Origin of the sequence: Undibacterium sp. GrIS 1.8 (assembly GCF_040544445.1) — a bacterium.
GTDB lineage: Bacteria > Pseudomonadota > Gammaproteobacteria > Burkholderiales > Burkholderiaceae_D > Undibacterium.
Map to the genome: position 1 here is coordinate 13,698 of NZ_JBEONQ010000019.1, position 18,693 is coordinate 32,390.

11 protein-coding genes and 2 tRNA genes are annotated in these 18,693 nt (G+C 45.3%); 6 read left to right on the forward strand and 7 right to left on the reverse strand.

Features of this window, described 5'->3' with window-relative positions; all coding sequences use genetic code 11:
* Positions 1 to 335: 335 nt before the first annotated feature.
* Positions 336 to 2,162, forward strand: a complete 1,827-nt coding sequence (locus tag AAKU64_RS10800) for a sensor domain-containing diguanylate cyclase (RefSeq protein WP_354331276.1) — start codon at positions 336 to 338, stop codon at positions 2,160 to 2,162.
* A gap of 171 nt (positions 2,163 to 2,333) precedes the next feature.
* Here the strand turns inward: AAKU64_RS10800 and AAKU64_RS10805 are convergent, their stop codons facing one another.
* Entirely contained in the window at positions 2,334 to 3,509 is a 1,176-nt protein-coding gene (locus AAKU64_RS10805; RefSeq protein ID WP_322121505.1) for an acyl-CoA dehydrogenase, read from the reverse strand.
* 494 nt (positions 3,510 to 4,003) lie between these two features.
* A tRNA-Arg gene (locus AAKU64_RS10810) sits at positions 4,004 to 4,078 on the reverse strand.
* A 243-nt stretch (positions 4,079 to 4,321) separates the two neighbouring features.
* Here AAKU64_RS10810 and abc-f point away from each other — a divergent pair.
* A complete protein-coding gene (gene abc-f, locus AAKU64_RS10815) occupies positions 4,322 to 6,214 on the forward strand; it encodes a ribosomal protection-like ABC-F family protein (RefSeq protein ID WP_354331274.1) in 1,893 nt (630 codons plus the stop codon).
* 206 nt (positions 6,215 to 6,420) lie between these two features.
* Here abc-f and murJ read toward each other — a convergent pair whose 3' ends face one another.
* Positions 6,421 to 7,971, reverse strand: a complete 1,551-nt coding sequence (gene murJ, locus AAKU64_RS10820) for a murein biosynthesis integral membrane protein MurJ (RefSeq protein ID WP_354331272.1) — start codon at positions 7,969 to 7,971, stop codon at positions 6,421 to 6,423.
* Positions 7,972 to 8,190: 219 nt separating this feature from the next.
* On the opposite strand from murJ, the gene AAKU64_RS10825 reads away from it, so the two are divergent.
* Positions 8,191 to 8,281 (forward strand) — tRNA-Ser (locus tag AAKU64_RS10825).
* A gap of 133 nt (positions 8,282 to 8,414) precedes the next feature.
* On the opposite strand, the gene AAKU64_RS10830 is transcribed toward AAKU64_RS10825, so the two are convergent.
* Both AAKU64_RS10830 and AAKU64_RS10835 read right to left on the reverse strand, forming a co-directional pair.
* Positions 8,415 to 8,822, reverse strand: a complete 408-nt coding sequence (locus tag AAKU64_RS10830) for an SIR2 family NAD-dependent protein deacylase (RefSeq protein ID WP_354362134.1) — start codon at positions 8,820 to 8,822, stop codon at positions 8,415 to 8,417.
* Between the two features lie 454 nt (positions 8,823 to 9,276).
* Positions 9,277 to 10,269, reverse strand: a complete 993-nt coding sequence (locus tag AAKU64_RS10835) for a ParA family protein (protein WP_322121500.1) — start codon at positions 10,267 to 10,269, stop codon at positions 9,277 to 9,279.
* A 485-nt stretch (positions 10,270 to 10,754) separates the two neighbouring features.
* Here AAKU64_RS10835 and AAKU64_RS10840 point away from each other — a divergent pair, with 485 nt between their 5' ends.
* From AAKU64_RS10840 to AAKU64_RS10850, 3 genes are read left to right on the forward strand one after another with little or no spacing between them, the layout of a single operon-like run.
* On the forward strand, positions 10,755 to 11,522 hold the full coding sequence (locus AAKU64_RS10840; RefSeq protein WP_322121499.1) for a substrate-binding periplasmic protein: 768 nt from the start codon (positions 10,755 to 10,757) through the stop codon (positions 11,520 to 11,522).
* A 51-nt stretch (positions 11,523 to 11,573) separates the two neighbouring features.
* Positions 11,574 to 12,638 (forward strand): 23S rRNA (adenine(1618)-N(6))-methyltransferase RlmF, encoded by a 1,065-nt coding sequence (rlmF, locus tag AAKU64_RS10845; RefSeq protein ID WP_354331268.1) that lies wholly within the window; start codon positions 11,574 to 11,576, stop codon positions 12,636 to 12,638.
* Entirely contained in the window at positions 12,635 to 13,759 is a 1,125-nt protein-coding gene (locus AAKU64_RS10850) for an acyltransferase family protein (RefSeq protein WP_354331266.1), read from the forward strand. The genes rlmF and AAKU64_RS10850 overlap by 4 nt, the downstream gene beginning before the upstream one ends.
* Positions 13,760 to 13,989: 230 nt before the next feature.
* On the opposite strand, the gene AAKU64_RS10855 is transcribed toward AAKU64_RS10850, so the two are convergent.
* Positions 13,990 to 15,828, reverse strand: a complete 1,839-nt coding sequence (locus AAKU64_RS10855; RefSeq protein WP_354362135.1) for a DUF885 domain-containing protein — start codon at positions 15,826 to 15,828, stop codon at positions 13,990 to 13,992.
* 376 nt (positions 15,829 to 16,204) lie between these two features.
* On the reverse strand, positions 16,205 to 18,646 hold the full coding sequence (locus AAKU64_RS10860; protein WP_354362136.1) for a PAS domain-containing sensor histidine kinase: 2,442 nt from the start codon (positions 18,644 to 18,646) through the stop codon (positions 16,205 to 16,207).
* Between the last annotated feature and the right edge of the window lie 47 nt (positions 18,647 to 18,693).

Genomic DNA, 18,693 nt, shown 5'->3' on the forward strand with positions numbered 1-18,693 from the left:
CCTATCCAGTAAATTTAATTGTCCATATAAAGTCTGGACAATACGACTATTTTATAAAAATAGTGGGGGAGTATATGATTTTACGCCTCAAAAACGACGGTATATGAAGGTACAAAAAGCCAAGTCATTAAAAATATTCTGACGAATATTGTTTAACATGTTTTTTTGCTCACATTTTGATTTATTATTTGTTAACAATGTTTAACAGTCCAGAGCGGCAATCATCATGTGAACACGGATTCGTTTTCCGCATCCGACTTAACTGAATTAGCGCTGCTCTGCCCCGTCGCTTTCCAGCAACTGAGAAAGCACAATTCCTTAAGGTGAGGCCGCAGATGCCAGATCCCTCGCAAGTCACTCAGATCAGTAGCACGGCGACAGGCGTGGCAGAATCACCGCCTGAAGATACCGCTTCTACCTCTCCACCACAGCGTCCCCAAACGCCGTTGTTACCGCAACGCGGCTGGTTTGGATTACGCGAAAAATTGTTGATGCTAGTGATCGGAGTCGCCATCGGCTGCCTGTTTGTGGCAATGGCGACTTGCTACTTTGTTAGCCAACGCTCGATGGAACTGGTGATCGAATCACATCTGGCGTCGGTGGCACGTTTGCATGCGCAACGGATAGACGAATTCAACGCATTTCTGCGCACGCAAGTGCGCCTGATCAGCACCAGAACTCAGTTGAGTAAATCGGTCAGCAATTACATCGATCAACGCAATCCCGACGCATTGGACTTGACCAAGCAAATGCTGGAAGACGCCAAACGGTCTGCGTCCTCATTAGATAACGTATTGGTATATGGGCTGGATGGCAAACTGATCGCATCGATTTCTGCCATCAGCCAAGAATCGCAACAGCTAGATACCCGTACCCGGGACGCCCTGCTGACCAGCCAACAAGTTACCAGTAGCATCATGGGGTCAGATGGCAAGCGGCTAATGCGTGCAGGCGGCCCTTTGATGGATGGACAACGCGCTATTGGTATTCTGGTTGTGCTGAATAGTCTGGAACCTTTGCGTGCGATGTCGAGTAGTAGCGCAGGCTGGATATCCGAGGAACTGATCATCACCGAAGCTGACAGCGAAGGACGTGTGCGACCGCTGACACCGCTGCGTTTTGCGATGCTGGATGATGTCCCGGTCGCCGAATTAACACGAATTAAAAATCCCTACTCTGGCACATCAGAAGAACATCATCTGCTGGCAGGCAAAGATTATCGTGGTGTGTCGGTACTGGCTTATACGCAAACATTGACTCAGCCAAACTGGACCGTGATGGTCAAAATTGATCAGGAAGATGCATACAAACCTATCTACGATCAGCGCAATCTATGGCTAGCCTCGATCTTGGTGATATTGGTCATTGTGGCGCTAATTGCAGTCTGGCTATCCAGCCATTTCAGCCTGCCTATCATGCGTCTGGCTGAGGTTGCCGTGATGATCGCCAGCGGCGACATCAAGCGCCGCATGAACCATCAATCAAGAGATGAACTAGGCATGCTGTCTTATGCCGTCAATCGCATGGCCGACGAACTGGTCGACGTGAGTGAAGAATTAGAAACTCAATTACGCCTACAGCATGACAAAGCAGACCGTCTCAATGAACAATTAATCCACGCCAATAACGAGTTGCACTGGTTATCGCGTACCGATGCCCTCACCCGCTTATTTAATCGCCGTACGTTAGAAGAAACCTTAGAAAGTGAATGGCTGCGCGCCATCCGCAACCATCATTCGATGGCAGCGATTATGATCGATATCGATTTTTTTAAACTGATCAACGACGTATCAGGACATGCCAACGGTGACGAATGTCTGCGTCGTTTTGCGGGCGTATTAAAAGAGACCGCACAACGCAGCGGCGACTTTGTCGCCCGCTACGGCGGTGAAGAATTTGTAGTGCTAGTGGTCGATGCCGATCTGGATCAGGCACTGGCATTTGCAGAACGAATTCAGGCACGATTGGCAGAAGAAGCGATTCCGCATCCCTCCTCTATCTTAGGACCGGTGATCACCGTTAGTATCGGCATTGCTGCTTGCTTCCCAAACAAAGACGGAGCGCCACGTGAACTGATGTCGCTGGCAGATCAGGCTTTGTATCTGGCAAAATCAAGGGGCCGCAACAGAATAGAAAGTCTAGTAAAAACCGAACCAAAATAAAACAGGCGACAAGAACATTGCCTTGTCGCCTGTTTTTAATCGCGGCTTTTAACTGCGTTTTTTATTACTTTTTTATGGTGCTTGCTAATTAAAATTACTGATTAAAATTGTTGATTAAGCTGATATAGCAAAGCACGCCATATCAGCCGCAATCAACAGAGATATTCAATATTAAAACGCCGCAATACCAGTCTGGGCACGACCCAAAATCAAAGCATGAATATCGTGTGTACCTTCGTAAGTATTCACCACTTCCAGATTCACCAGATGGCGTGCCACGCCAAACTCATCCGAGATACCGTTGCCACCCAACATATCACGTGCCATACGAGCGATATCTAATGATTTTCCGCAAGAATTACGCTTCATGATCGAGGTAATTTCTACCGAAGCAATGCCCTCATCCTTCATGCGTCCCAAACGTAAGCAACCTTGCAAGGCCATCGTGATTTCAGTTTGCATGTCAGCCAATTTTTTCTGAATCAATTGATTCGCAGCCAGCGGGCGACCAAATTGCATACGATCCATCGTGTATTGACGCGCGGTGTGCCAGCAAAATTCTGCCGCACCCAGAGCACCCCAGGCAATACCATAGCGCGCAGAATTCAGGCAGGTGAACGGACCTTTTAAACCCTCGACATTCGGCATCAGATTTTCTTCAGGGACAAATACATTGTCCATCACGATTTCACCGGTAATCGAGGCACGCAAACCCACCTTGCCGTGGATCGCCGGTGCGGATAAACCCTTCCAGCCTTTTTCCAAAATAAAGCCGCGGATACGACCATCATCGGTCTTCGCCCACACTACAAATACATCGGCGATCGGGCTATTGCTGATCCACATTTTGGCACCGCTCAGCGCATATCCACCAGGGACAGTTTTCGCCCGCGTGACCATGCTGCCAGGGTCAGAACCGTGATCAGGCTCAGTCAAACCAAAACAACCAATCCACTCACCTGTTGCCAGCTTAGGCAAATATTTCTGCTTCTGCGCCTCACTACCAAATTCATTAATCGGCACCATCACCAGCGAGCTTTGCACACTCATCATCGAGCGATAACCAGAGTCAATACGCTCTACCTCGCGTGCCACCAGACCATAACAAACATAGTTAAGACCAGCACCGCCGTATTCTGTAGGGATGGTCGAACCGAGCAAACCCAGTTCACCCATTTCACGAAAAATTGCCGGGTCTGTTTTCTCATTACGGAAAGCGTCCAATACCCGAGGTGCCAGCTTCTCCTGACAATACACACGTGCAGCCTCTTGCACCATGCGCTCGTCATCAGTCAACTGCGATGACAACAATAAAGGATCGTCCCAATGAAATGATGCTTTTGCCATTTGTCTCTCTCTGTAATTAATATAAAAATGTCAGGCGAGTATTTTAATACTTTAGTTATACCTGTATTTATTTCTTGCAGAAATTTTTATTTTGCCAATTTCTTACGACAAGTTTAATCCGATAGTGATCACGCTGCGCTTTTGAGTTTGAAGCTAGTTTGATCCTGGTCATAACGCCGTAATACTTCAGCCGTAAGATAACTATATCTGCTGTACGTGCAACCGATATGCCCGATGGCAGCCAGGTGCGCCTTGCCCGATTAGGACAAGGTCAGCACCGCGCCCAATTCTATGCCAGCGCATCAACGCGACGGCAATCAATCATCCCAAACTATTTACTGTATTTCTGAGATAAAAAATAATATCTCGGAATTTGAGCTTATTAAAGTATGCCAATGAGCTTGGATGGCAAATAGGTGATTGACAGACAACGCGTGATTGTTTGCGCCACGGAACCAGATATTTTTTGATTTGGGAATAATGCAGTATGGCTTTGGTCCCTCCGACTGGAATCGAACCAGTATCCCACGCTTAGGAGGCATGTGCACTATCCATTGTGCTACGGAGAGACGCTAATCGAGCTGGAGTATTACTTGCTCTTTGGAAGAAGCCGCATCTTACCTGAGCGGGGCTGAACAATCAATTCGGCTGTTTTTAGAGATGCGCTTTCTCTATGAGGTCACGCACTCAAGTACAATACTGCCTTTATTCATCCAATTGCAGCAGATTACCGTCAATTTCGGTCGTGTTTAAGGAAATTGTCTCATCTGCAAACGCTCTAATCAGTTCATCTTTTTGTTCACCAGGTAATTATGGCAGTCATTTCTCTCAGCAATGCCCAATTGGCATTCGGTCACGTCGCCCTGCTCGATCATGCAGAATTTTCTATTGAGACCGCAGAACGCGTCGGTCTGATCGGTCGCAACGGCACAGGCAAATCATCTTTGCTCAAGATTATTGCGGGCACGTCCAAATTGGATGATGGCTTACTCGTCATGCAGCAAGGCATCAAGATCGCGTATGTCGAACAAGAGCCACAATTTTCGCCTGACATCAGAGTCTTTGATGCGGTGGCATCCGGTATGGGCGAGATGGCTGCGCTTTTGCAAGAATATGAAGAGCTGACCGGTCAGTTTGGTGGCGACAATGATGATGCCTTAATGGAGCGCATGCATGACATCCAGATCAAACTGGATGCGGCAGATGCATGGAGTCTGACTAACAAGGTTGAAACTACCTTAGACAAACTTAATCTCAGCGCAGATGCGATCATGAGTACGCTTTCTGGCGGGATGAAAAAACGTGTCGCGCTAGCATGCGCCTTGGTCAGTGCGCCCGATGTGTTGCTGCTGGATGAACCGACCAACCATTTGGATTTCTCGTCTATTCAATGGTTAGAAGCTTTATTGCGCGATTTTAAAGGTAGCGTGCTGTTTATTACCCATGATCGTAGCTTCCTGGATAACGTCACGACACGGATTATTGAATTAGATCGCGGCAAAATCACTTCTTACCCCGGCAACTTCACGACGTATCAAACGCGTAAAGAAGAACAGTTGGAAAATGAGGAAGTTGAGAATGCCAAGTTCGACAAATTTTTAGCGCAAGAAGAAGTCTGGATACGTAAAGGCGTCAAGGCACGCCGCGTACGTGACGAAGGTCGTGTCAAACGTCTAGAAAATCTGCGTGCGCAACGTAGCGTGCGCCGGGATCAGCAAGGTCAGGTCAAACTGGATGTCACTACTGGCGAACGTTCAGGCAAGATCGTGGCGGAACTGGAAAACGTCTGCAAATCATTTGGCGAAAAAGTCATCGTTACCGATTTCTCCAGCATCATCATGCGCGGCGATAAGATTGGTTTGATTGGTCCAAATGGCGCGGGTAAAACAAGCCTGCTGAAATTAATTCTTGGACAAGATGAGCCAGACAGCGGCACCATCAAACAAGGTAGCAAATTACAAATCGCCTATTTTGATCAGATGCGTGCTCAGTTGGATGATGAAATGAGCTTGGCAGAGACTATTTCTCCGGGTAGTGATTTTGTCGAAATCAATGGCCAGCGCAAACACGTGATGTCGTACTTGGGCGACTTTTTGTTTGCCCCAGAACGCGCTCGCTCTCCGGTGAAGTCATTGTCTGGTGGCGAACGTAATCGCTTGCTGTTAGCCCGTTTGTTTGCCAAGCCAGCCAACGTTTTGGTGCTGGATGAGCCAACTAATGATCTGGATATTGATACCTTAGAATTGCTGGAAGAACTATTGGAAGACTACGATGGCACGGTATTCTTGGTCAGCCATGATAGAACCTTCCTGGATAATGTCGTCACACAAGTGATCGTGGCGGAGGGCGATGGACAATGGGGTGAATTTATCGGTGGCTACAGCGACTGGGAGCGTTATCGCAATAGCGTGCCCGTCACAAAAAAAGTGAAGAATACGTCGCCGTCAGAAGTTAAAACAGAAGCGAAAGTAGCACTCGCAGCCAAAAAGAAACTCAGCTACAAAGAGCAAAAAGAATTAGATGAATTGCCAGCCTACATCGCAAAACTGGAAGCAGAACAAGAAGCGATTACTGAAACTTTGGCTGATAGCGATTTCTACAAAAATAATTCGTCAGATGAAGTCAAAAAGCTGAATGATCGTTTTGCCGAGATTGATGAAATCTTGCTAGTCGCAATTGATAAATGGGATAGATTGGGTAGCTAATCCGCTACATTGATCTGAATTACATCAAATCAACTAGTGGCTATGCTTAGTCACTGTCACTTAGTAAGTACTACTTAACAATTCTCGCTTAACAAGTATCACCTAACGTCGTTCCAGAAAAAACTGGAGCGACGTTTTTACATGCGCTTTTATATACGCTACTACATGCGTTAATACATGCGTTAACACCTGCACATATTTATGGTTCAGCGCTCGCTTTTACGAAAATCTTTCAGGCGAAATCCCATTACAAATAAAGAAGCAAAGTACGTCACCATGCAGGTCAAAATAATACCCAGCAAAATAGCAAAACGGATCCACCCGTTGCTACGCAAAGCAATCCAGTCAAACTGATTTGCGGACAAAACTGCAACGATACCCATTAACACCAGTGCCACGAGTAATTTCACCAAAAAAAGTAGCCATCCTTTTTCTGGCACATAAATACCCCGACGCCGCAAGCCCATATACAACAAGGTCGCATTCATCCAGGCACCCAAGCCTATTGATAACGCCAAGCCAGCGTGCTGTATGTAGGGCACAAATAGCAAGTTCATCAGCTGGGTAGAAATCATCACGATCACCGCAATTTTCATCGGCGTGCGAATATTTTGTTTCGCATAAAATCCCGGCGCCAAAATTTTAACCACGATCAATCCCGTCAATCCTATGCCATATGCCGCCACCGCCTGCGCGGTCATGTGCACAGCTTCGGCACCAAATTTGCCATGGTTAAACAAAGTCGCTGTGAGGGGAACAGGTAAAGTTGCCAGCGCTACTGCGGCAGGCATCGCCAGCAAACAGGTCAAGCGCAGACCCCAATCTAACAAAGAAGAATATTCATGTGTATCCGCATCAAAATTCGCCTTAGACAAACTGGGCAATAAAACCGTACCTAATGCAACGCCAAGTAAAGCAGTCGGAAACTCCATCAACCGATCTGCCGATGCCAACCAAGACATGCTGCCATCCCGCAAATGCGATGCCCAGGTCGAATTAATCAAAACACTGATCTGGGATACAGAGACCGCCAACACAGCGGGACCCATTTGCCGCAAGATACGACGCACACCAGGGTCGCGCAAACCAAACAAAGGATTCAAATGAAAGCGTGGCAACATCCCAATCCTTACCAGGGAGGGTACTTGTATCGCCAGCTGCATTACACCGCCGACAAATACCGCAATTGCTAAAGCATAAATCGGCTGCGCTAATAAAGGTGCCAGATACAATGAACCTAGAATCGATGACACGTTCAATAGCACTGGAGTAAAAGCTGGGATTTTAAATTCGCGCCACGTATTTAAAATCCCGCTCGCTAATGCCACTAAGGACATAAACCCAATGTAAGGGAACATGATGCGCGTCATCATCACCGTGACATTAAATTTAACAGGATTGTCAGCAAATCCTGATGCAAACAAATAGACTAAAATTGGCGCTCCGACCACGCCAATGATGCAAGTCAAAAGCAATGCCCACGTCAAGACAGTTGCGACATCATCCACCAACTCTTTAGTCGCCTCATCCCCTTTTTGATTCTTATATTCGGCCAAAATTGGTACAAAGGCTTGCGAGAACGCACCCTCAGCAAATAAGCGCCTGAAAAAATTAGGAATACGAAACGCAGCGTTGTAAGCGTCAGTCAAAGCATCTGCACCAAAAGCACTATTAATCAGTACCTCACGAAGCAAGCCAGTGATCCGCGATAGCATGGTTATGCCACTAATAGTGGCGAGCGTTTTGAGTAAGTTCATGGAGCGGCATTATAACGGTAGCCTCAGCAAGAGGCGCATCTACTTGGCATAGAAATAATTTAGCAATCGGAATCTGACAATAATCATAAAAAAACAAGCGTGGAGCACGCCAGCTAAAGTTGCCTCCCTATGACAGAGGGCGCCAGAACAAAACATTTGCTGCCAAAACTTTATCTGCTATAATTGCGAGCTTCGCAAATGAGCAACAATGCGAAATCCGGAGAGATGGATGAGTGGTTTAAGTCACACGCCTGGAAAGCGTGCGTAGGTTCATAGCCTACCCGGGGTTCGAATCCCCGTTTCTCCGCCAGCATAGATAAAATAAGGCTCTCCTCGTGAGAGCCTTATTTTTTGCCGTTCAAACTGAATGTGCTATTCAATTCAATTTCCACAGTCCGCACTAAATTTTACTTTTAGAGTAAATTGAGTGATCAACAGCTTACCTACCACCTTAGGTCAGTTGCCTTTTGACCTCTGAAGTCTTCAACCAATTTGACTAAATCCTTGAGAGAATTTGTTAATTCCTCATGACCATTATCTGAGGAGTATTCCATAAATTTTAACCGCATAGATTCCGACGCAACTTCTAGCACGGCGGGATGAACTTCGTCTCTCGGTAAAGTCATGTAATGGAATGGCATGCGCCCATGAGCAAACTGAACATCTTCAAACAAAAGACGTATATCTGGATCGTCAGTACCACAGCCAACAAACAAAAAAGTATGTGTTAACACTAATGATTTAAGAATTTCATAAAAAAGTACGTATTTTGTACGAGCTTTCGCATAATCATTTCTTGTAAAAATTATCTCCTGGGGAGTGTTCGCAGATCCATGGGTTTTAAGAAGCAATCGTACGTCGCCCCCAACAAATAATTCGCAATGTCCTGACTAGTGTGATCTTTTATTATGATTGTGCTCTTGGATGTGTTTGAGGCATAAGTATCATAAATATTGTCAAAATTTGGACTCGCCACTATTGACGCGTCTAAATTGTATATATGTTCATGGATAGCTGCGTGGCCGTATCCTTGACCTTGATATTCTTTTTGCACTAGGTCAATAAATTGGTCTGGCTTAAGCCTTTTTTTGATTAGTTCACAAGCCGTTAGGAAGTCTTTCCTATTGATTAATTCATCGATATGCTCTGTATTGTCAAGAGTTTGAGAGCATCCTTTTAAAAATTGCTCCCACGTTGCGGATCTTTTTCCAGCTATGTTTTGTGAATTTCTCGAAACACCTGCACCAATGACTATTACGCAACGTCTTCTACCTATTGCTTGCACTAATTCAATTGGCCAATGAATCATTGAGAAATTCTTTCATAGAATTTTTGGGAAATACTATGAAAAAATTCACCTGCCTCTGTAACCCGTGAATATTGAGAACCAACAATTCCGTCTTTAGATCCAAGATCAAAAATCGGTGCATGCGCTTGTTGCGATAACGGGACTACACTACTTAATGTTGGTATCACACCTAAATCAACCATTTCTGGATTCACATTGAAAAATAAGCAAAGATTATTAATTTCTTTTGTCTGCTTTTCGATTATTCGCTCGAATGCCATGACGGGTTGGCGAGTTCCACCTTTGCTTTTCGCCTGATATTGCTGCATTACAAATCCTAAAAATTTTAAACTCCAACTGACATCATGATTTTGAATTTGAAATGCACAACCTTCTTGCTTTTGATGCCGTTCAATTGCATCGTTTAAACCAGTCATCCAATTTTGAAATGATTTAATTATATTTTCTACTGCCATCAGACTAAAAATATCAACTGAAAGCGGCATGACGAAATAGTCTACGGCTAACAATACTGACCTGTTCAATGCACCTAAAGATGGTCCCATATCAACAAGCACGAGATCATAGTTTCCCAAGCGACTAATTAATTCTTTGATCGCGTATGTAGTTTGAAATCCTCTAGGATCTCCATTTTTTGTTGACGCCCAATCGGTAGCTAATAAATCCTCACGAATTGACAACTTAGGATCGCCAACGATTAAATCAACGCAGAATCTAGTACTTCTAACAATTGTAGGCAGTTCTGTTGGATATCCTTGCCCACGACGGACGGGTTCATAAAACGAATCTAAACTATAGTGGGTATCGTCTAATAAAATCCCCTCCAATTCATCATCATTAAGCAAATACGCCGAAGCATTACATTGTGGATCTGCATCAATAATTAATACCTTCTGATTTTTTACCTTTGACAATGATGCCGCCAAATTACATATCAAAGTAGTTTTACCAACTCCACCTTTGTTATTAAAAAATCCAATACTTTTCATGACGATCCTTCAAAAACGTTCTGATTGATTTGGTTTCTATTTTCAGAATCACCTACGAAAAACTCAGTAGAAATCGCGAAAAAAAGAATTGAGATAAATATATTTCATGAAATTATAGCAATGATTTTGATTTCGCCAGTAGATCCTTTTTGGCAAATCTCAGCTATGAGCTTACCAATACATATTTCTTAAACCGCAATAAAAATCTCAACAATCATATTTTTATTCCAGTGGTTCAACAAATTCTGATTTTTGCCTACAGACACTCCCAGTAATTTTGCTGTCAATATGAAATAAAAGAGTTGCAGTATGCTCCAAAGTTTTTGCGTCATTGGCACATTTAGGAGCATAAATCATGTTCCGTAAATAGTTCGATTACTTTGATTAAGCCCAGCACCCGGGTAAAAGTCGGTCTTCCAACGCAAATCCAAAGTTGCGTCGCGCATTGCGATGTGACATAGTAATCGGGACATAGTTAAACTATTTTGAGTAAGACGATCAATTGTCACTCCGGATATCAAATGGCTCTTTCCCGAATATCACTGCTCACCCTGTTCCTTCTCTTTGCTAAATTTGCCGCGCCTGCCTTTGGTGGCGAGTTGGTGGTCATTGAAAAAGAAGAGATCACCAAAAAAACAGCCGATGGTGCATTTGTCGGACGCTTTCAGACCGATCTTGGGAAGCTATTGGCAGAGCAAATGGGGCGTACTCTCATAGTTCTTGATCTGCCTCGTAAGCGATTTTCTCCTGCGTTAAAATCAGGTAGTGGTGATATTCTTTGCGGCTTTATTCCGCCTTGGATGCCGGGTGATTTTGATTGGAGTCAGTCATTTATTCCCGTGGCGGACATCGTCATATCTGTCAGTAGTGTGCCTAAACCTGCTTCTATCCAAGATTTAAAAAATAAGCGTATAGGTACGGTATTAGGCTTTACTTACCCCGAACTAGAAAATGAATTAGGTAAAAATTTTTTACGTGATGATGCCCCGTCGATTGACTCATCTTTGCGCAAGTTAATGGCTGGTCGCTTTGATTATATGACGACGACCATGTCAAATTTAAATGAACATCTCAGGCTGGGCGATCTTTCTGTTACGCTCAATCCCCCTTTAATCATTAAGCAGTTCAACACAAAATGTGCTGTCTCTAAAAACGGTCGGGTCAAACTGAGTGAGCTTAATAAAGCGATTGATGCGATTGTGAAGAACGGGGAATTTGCTAAGCTGTTAGCACGCTACCGACCAGAACATTAATAAGAAAAATCTTAACTGAGATTAAATTCCGGTTAAAAAACTCCTCCTACAATGACAAAAATTACGCCGCCATCAGGCACGGCCAATAGCAGCCATCACTTGCACCCACGGAATCGACATCAAGGTCACTATGACTTTGCCAGATTGACCCCATTGGATGCTGAGCTGGCAATGCTGGTAAGCACCAACACGCATCAAAAAACACCGCAACAATCTCAACAGCAAACACATCAAAAAACCACCATAGACTTTACCGATCCTGTCGCAGTAAAAGCCCTCAACCGAGCGTTGCTTAAGGATTATTACGGCATTCAGGGCTGGGATATTCCGGCACATAATTTGTGTCCACCTATACCAGGGCGCGCGGATTATCTGCATTATCTTGCCGATCTGCTGGCATCTGGCAACGCTGGAAAAATACCAAAAGGGTCAGCGGTACAAGTGTTAGATATTGGTGTGGGTGCTAGCTGTATTTATCCGCTGATTGGTAATAAGGAATATGGCTGGCATTTTGTCGGCACTGATATCAACTCGGAATCAATCACCAATGCGCAGACGATTTTAGAGGCAAATCCTGCGATGAAACCAGCAATACAATTGCGCTTACAAACCTCGGCCAATACGATTTTTAAAGGCGTCGTTAGCGATGATGATTGGTTTGACCTGAGCTTATGTAACCCACCTTTTCATAGCTCCGTCAAAGAGGCTAGCGCCGGAACGCAGCGCAAATGGGAAAATCTTGGTAAAGAAGCTGCGAGTGCGCCCACTGTAAATTCAGCTAACACAGCGAACTCGCCAGCATCTACAACATCGCCATTACTCAATTTTGGTGGGCACGATGCCGAGCTCTGGTGCCCAGGTGGAGAACTGGTATTCATACAGCGTATGATTAAAGAAAGCGCTCAGATACCAACGCGCTGCTTTTGGTTTAGTAGTTTGGTGTCCAAATCAGCCAACCTGCCGGGTATTTATGCAGCACTAAAACAAGCTGGCGTACATGACAGTAAAACCATCGCGATGGTTCAGGGGCAAAAACAAAGTCGCTTCGTTGCATGGACTTTTCTTAACACTAGCCAACAGACGGCCTGGCGCAAATTACGTTGGTCAAAAGTGTGACTGATTTTTCTCTCCACAAATACCAGACGCTCGATGGCATACGCGGTGTTGCGGCCTTGTTGATTGTGTTATTTCATACTGCGGATTATTTTGGCCAGGTGTACTTCCCTGAGAGCTATCTGGCGGTAGATTTATTTTTTGTCTTAAGCGGTTTTGTGATCGCTAAAGCCTATGCGCAACGGCTGGCAGATGGTTTATCCGCCGGCGGGTTTATGCGATTGCGACTGATCCGGCTGTACCCTTTGTATGCGTTAGCCACTGTGCTGGGGATTGTGTCGTTCGCGGCTAGTGTGTTGGCAGGGAAGAATGCAGCACAGTGGAGTACCAGCGATTTAATTATTAACTCGGGGTTGGCGATATTGCTGCTGCCCTCACCTTTTACGCCGCAGTTATATGCGATCAATGCGCCATCCTGGTCGCTATTTTTTGAACTTATCGCCAATGCTTTGTATGCGGTCTTGCACCGTTTTTTGAACACGAGCATCTTACTATTAACGATCGCCATTTCTGCCATCGCTTTGCTAGCTTGCACGGTATATTTTGGCAGCCTCGATGTAGGTTACAAGTGGACGCATGCGGTGGGCGGAATACCCCGAGTGCTGTATTCATTTTGTATGGGTCTATTGATTGCGCGGCTGAGTGGTGTACAAGGCGGTGTGCAAGGTGGTGCGCAGAGTAACGATGCTGTTTTTAGTGATGCATTAAGGCGTGTATTGGCGGACTTTAAACTTCCATCATCCATACTACTTTTATTGACGCTGCTGACTCTGTCCGTGACACCGACTGACGCCATCCGTCCCTGGTATGACTTGGGTGCGGTGCTCATTTTATTTCCCTTGATTGTTGTACTCGCCGCCAGATCCGAACCTCGCTCTCTTGGTCTGAAAAAAATCTGCATTTTTCTAGGCGCAATCAGTTACGCGATATATGTTTTGCATGTGCCGATATTTATTTTAGTCACCATCGCTAGTAAAAAACTGGGACTACATGATCTTGCCGACTTTGCGCCATTCTCTGGTGTGCTGTTGTTACTGGTGTTGGTCTGTTTTGCCCGGATCGCGGATCGAGTGTATGACCAGGCGATGCGGCGATGGCTGGGGCAATTTCTGACTAGAGACTAGATTGGAAAGCTGATTCAGAACTAGATTCAGCGATCAATCTGATCGCAAACACGATAAAGCATCTAGCGATTTATTAAACTTCAGCATTAATAACGCAACTCACACAAATATATACTCCTATTAAGTATATTTATATTGTCCATACAATTACTGGTCTGGCGGCTATTTTTAATAAAATTAACGGGGAGTATATTCGACCTCATCTGCGAACATCATCTTTAAACTTCGCTTTATTGGCCGTCAGGATGATCCACATTAACGGCATACGGACTTTTCCCACCTTCGGCAATAAAGCGATCAATCCGTGCTTCCAATACCGGCAACGGCACCGAGCCAAGTTGTAATACCGTGTCGTGAAAAGCACGCAGATCAAACTTATCTTTTAAGGCCGCCTCTGCTTTGTGGCGAGCTTTCCAGATCGCCATCTCTCCCAAAAAATATGACAGCGCCTGTGCTGGCCATGAGATATAACGATCGACTTCGGTTTCTATTTCATGCTCTGATAAAGCGGTGTTCTCATGCAAATAGCTTTGTGCCTGCGTCCGAGTCCAGGCTTTGGCATGGATGCCCGTATCCACCACCAAACGCGCAGCGCGCCAGGCTTGGTAGCTGAGCATGCCAAAGCTTTCGTAAGCAGTTTCATACATGCCCATCTCTGTGCCTAAACGCTCGGCATATAAAGCCCAGCCCTCGCCATAGGCTGAGATATACCCTTGCCGAAACTTTGGACGATGCTTTTGCTCCATCGCGATCGGCATCTGGAAGGCGTGACCCGGTGCGGATTCATGCAAGGTCAGCGCGGGCAAACTATACAAAGCCCGCGACGGCAAGTCATAGGTGTTCACCAGATAAATGCCAGGGCCACCACGACCCGAAGTATAAAACGGTGCCTGATCATCTGGTACGGGAGTAATTGCAAAACGCATACGCGGCAAATAGCCGAAAAAATTAGCCGCTTTGCCATCAAACTTTTTAGCAATATAGGCAGCGCGCATTAATAAGTCTTGCGGAGTTTTTGCATAAAACTGAGGGTCGGTACGTAAAAAAGTGAGGAACGCAGGCAAGTCGCCTTTAAATCCTGTTTGTTGAATGACGGCTGACATTTCCTGGCGAATTTTTGCCATCTCGGTCAGTCCGATTTGATGTATCTGGTCTGGCGATAAATCCAGTGTGGTGAACTCTTGTATCTTTGCTTGGTAATACGCCTTGCCATCTGGCAGGCTCTCGGCACTCAGCTCATTACACGCTTTGGGGAAATATTCTGTCTGCAAAAAAACCAGTAGCTCTTTATGGGCAGGAATCACCAAATCCTGAATCACCTTTATACCTTCAGCACGTAGCTGATTTTGCTGATCCGCACTAAGCGTCGCTGGCATATTCTTGAAGGGCGTGTAGAACACCGTGTCTTGTACCGTCTTGGCGTCAATCACGGACGCAACCGAAGCATCGCGTCCCAGCAAAGTCACTTTAGGCGGGGTAAAGCCGCGCTGCAATCCTGCCCGCATATTGCTGACGTTTTCAGCAAAATACCGTGGCACATCCTTTAACTGAGCAAGGTAATTACGATAGTCGACCAAGCTGAATAAAGGTTTTCTGGCAGCGTAGGTCAGGTCAGACCAAAACGCAGAATCGGCATTCAAAGGCTTTTGATATTCCATCAATATCTGATCATTTAGCAAGGCTTTGATCTGGGCGCGATACACGGCGTAATTGATCTGATCTTCCGTCGATAAAGCTGAAGGATTGATCTTGTCTAACTGGCGCATAACATCCGACCAATACACCAACTTTGCTTGCTGTACTACAGCACCGACCTTGGGCAAACTTGGGCTGACACCACGATCGTTATCTTCGTCAAACTCACCAGTCTGCGCCTGCCGCCACGCAGCTTCTTTTGTGTAGATTGCTTTGAATTGCTGTGCGATTTTAGAGTCGGGCTTAAGGTCAGACTTGAAGTGAGGCTTGAGGTTGGGCGTGGTCAACTGATCTGCGGCAAACGATGGTAGCGATGTCGCTGATAATAATGAAGTCGATACCAGATAAAAAAATGCAACTGAAAAACGGTTCATTATTTCTCTCAAAAAAGGTGCTACCGAGAATTAGCGCCCGGCAATATCAAAATAAAACAGGGTTGCGGAAAAATAGAGAGGGGAAGAAAACATACTCAGCATCTGTGTGTCTATGTGTTCTTACATCCCCAGATATCTACACCTCTGAGGTAAGGTCTTTTTCTAAACTTGCACCAGATTTAGCACTACCAAATATCATATACTCCCCCACACTTTATTAAAAATACGCCCATTGACCAGTAATTACCTGGACAAATAAATATACTTACCATGAGTATATTAATATAAGCAGAATATAGGCGAATTAGCTAAGCAAATAAAACGGATGAATAAGCTGCCTGAAAAATGTGTGAAACAGATATGAGAGATGTGTGACTTAAAGATCAATCACTTCCGGCTCCACATCAGAGGACATCGCTGGTGCGGACAATGGCAGCAAGATCGTAAAGCTAGTTCCTTCACCGACTTTGCTATCAAGATGGATAGAACCACCCAGGACACCTGTCACCAGGTTGTACACAATATGCATACCAAGTCCTGATCCGCCCTGCCCTAATTTAGTGGTAAAAAACGGATCGAAAACGCGCTTTTGGTCTACCTCCGGAATACCAATGCCGTTATCAGCAAAAACAATCTCAACATGCTGATCGTCTACCAAACGGCTGGTGATCTGTATTTCATCCTTAAGTTCACGCTTAATTTCACCCTTCATCTCACCTTTATCTATTCCATCAAAGCCATGGTTGAGCGCATTGCTCATAAAATTAGTCAATATCTGTCCTAATGGTCCGGGAAAACTATCCATAACAATGCCTGGACTAAACTCTGTCCGCAGACTCAGCACCTCTTTATTAAACATCGGCGCTAAGGTCGTGATGACTTCATCTAAAGAAGTTTTCAGATCAAATATCCGCCGCTGATTACTGGCTTGATCAACCGCGACTTGCTTAAAGCTGCGTATCAGTTCGCGCGCAATACCTAAGGTTTTCATCAGCAGCGCAGTACCCGTGGTTGCACTTTGCAGGTACTCGTCCAAAGCAGAACGTCGCAGTTTACCTGCTGATACATCGTCCAATAGCTCTTTGGTCCTGTCTTGCAAGGTGCTGGCAACAGTGACACTGTTGCCGATAGGCGTGTTGAGTTCATGCGCGACACCGGCAACCAGAGAACCTAATGCGGCCATTTTTTCAGAGCGTATCAATTCATCTTGCGCGTATCGCAATGATTCCATGGCTTCTGCCAATTCGATATTGGCTTGCTCCAGCTTCAAGGTTCGCAACCGGACGCGGGCTTCTAACTGCACGGTCATGTCACGTATCTCTTGCTCTACCTGATACTGCCTGGTGACATCCAGCAAACTGAAAATGAAGACTTTATTACCCGCCATATCAAACAAGCGCGCAGATAACAGGCAAGTCAATACGCGACCATCGTAACGCCGGTGCAACATCTCAAAGCGATCTACCCGTCCCTCATTTAATAGAAGCTGCATCATCAAAGCACGCTGTTCAGGCTTATCCCAAAATGCTAACTCGACTGCAGTACGTCCGATCACCTTTTCGCGCGGGAACCCAAACTGCTGGAGCCAGATGTCATTCACTTCAATGACTGACTTAGTTTCAACATCGACCAAGCCCAGTGGGATCGGTGACAACTGAAAAATCGTGGAATATTTATGTTCGTTTTCACGTAATAAACGTTCAGCATCAGCCCGTGCTTGTTCGGTTGCAAGTTCCTGCTCAATGTTTTGCGAGGCTATTAATAAATAGGTCTCATTTTCAGATTCAAATTTAGAGCCAGAAACGCGGCATTGAAAAATGTGACCATCCTGATGACGAAAAGAGATCTGCATATTTCTCACTTCACCATCACGATTGATCAACTCTACTAATTTATTCCTTTGTTCAATCTCCGCCCATAAATTGATGTCGGCTGAGGTAACGCCGATCACTTCATCTCTGGACCAGCCAGAAAGCGACTTCCAATTACGATTGACGTCGATATAGTAACCATCCCTCATCCTGGTCACGGTCAAGGTCACAGGTACCAGTTGGAATACTTTCTCAAACAGCGCCTTACGCTCTTGCAGGACATGTTCTGCATGCTTACGCACGTCCATTTCTGTTTGTATCGCATGCAAGGCCGCATCGGTGTGATGTTGCTGATCAACGATTGCAGCGATCAGCAACATCATGCCAATGCTCAGGTCAATCAAACTGGTCGCTGCAAGACCCCAAAAGATGAAAATATCTTCCGTCGCAAAAACAGGAAAGCCAATGAATAGCATGCCTCTGATCAAGATCAGCAAGAAGAGGATAAGGTGACCCAAATTGGGCTTAGTCTGATGTATTCGCAAAAAACTAAGCGCAGATGCAAAAAGTAATCCGCCACAGTACAAATGCGTCAGGAAGTCAGGCCAGATCAATTCAGGAAAAACTAATTGGGTTCCAATACTCCAGACCGAAACGGCCCCAGAGAAAACGAGAATCCGCTTACTAAATATGGGCAAATCAATAAATACGCGGGTACCCATCCAGAAGAAACTAGCAAACCCGATAAAGAAAAAATCAACGCCGACCGCACTGATATAAGTTTGAACTACAGCGGGCTGAAATGCAGTAAGTTGGAATACAGCGGGTTGGAATACTGCGATCAGCCCGAAAAGATATCTGACACCGACACAGGCATAAGCAATCATCCAAAAACGGGTTGCACGCCTGCAAATATCAATATGCTGCAAGTACATCAGCACCAACACCATGAGCGTACTAATACTGACGGAGAGAGCGCTAGCAACAGTTAAAAGAGAGAGCGGCATAAAAATTCTGCGAAGAGAAATATTAACCAGCAAAAGGCGAATGCTAT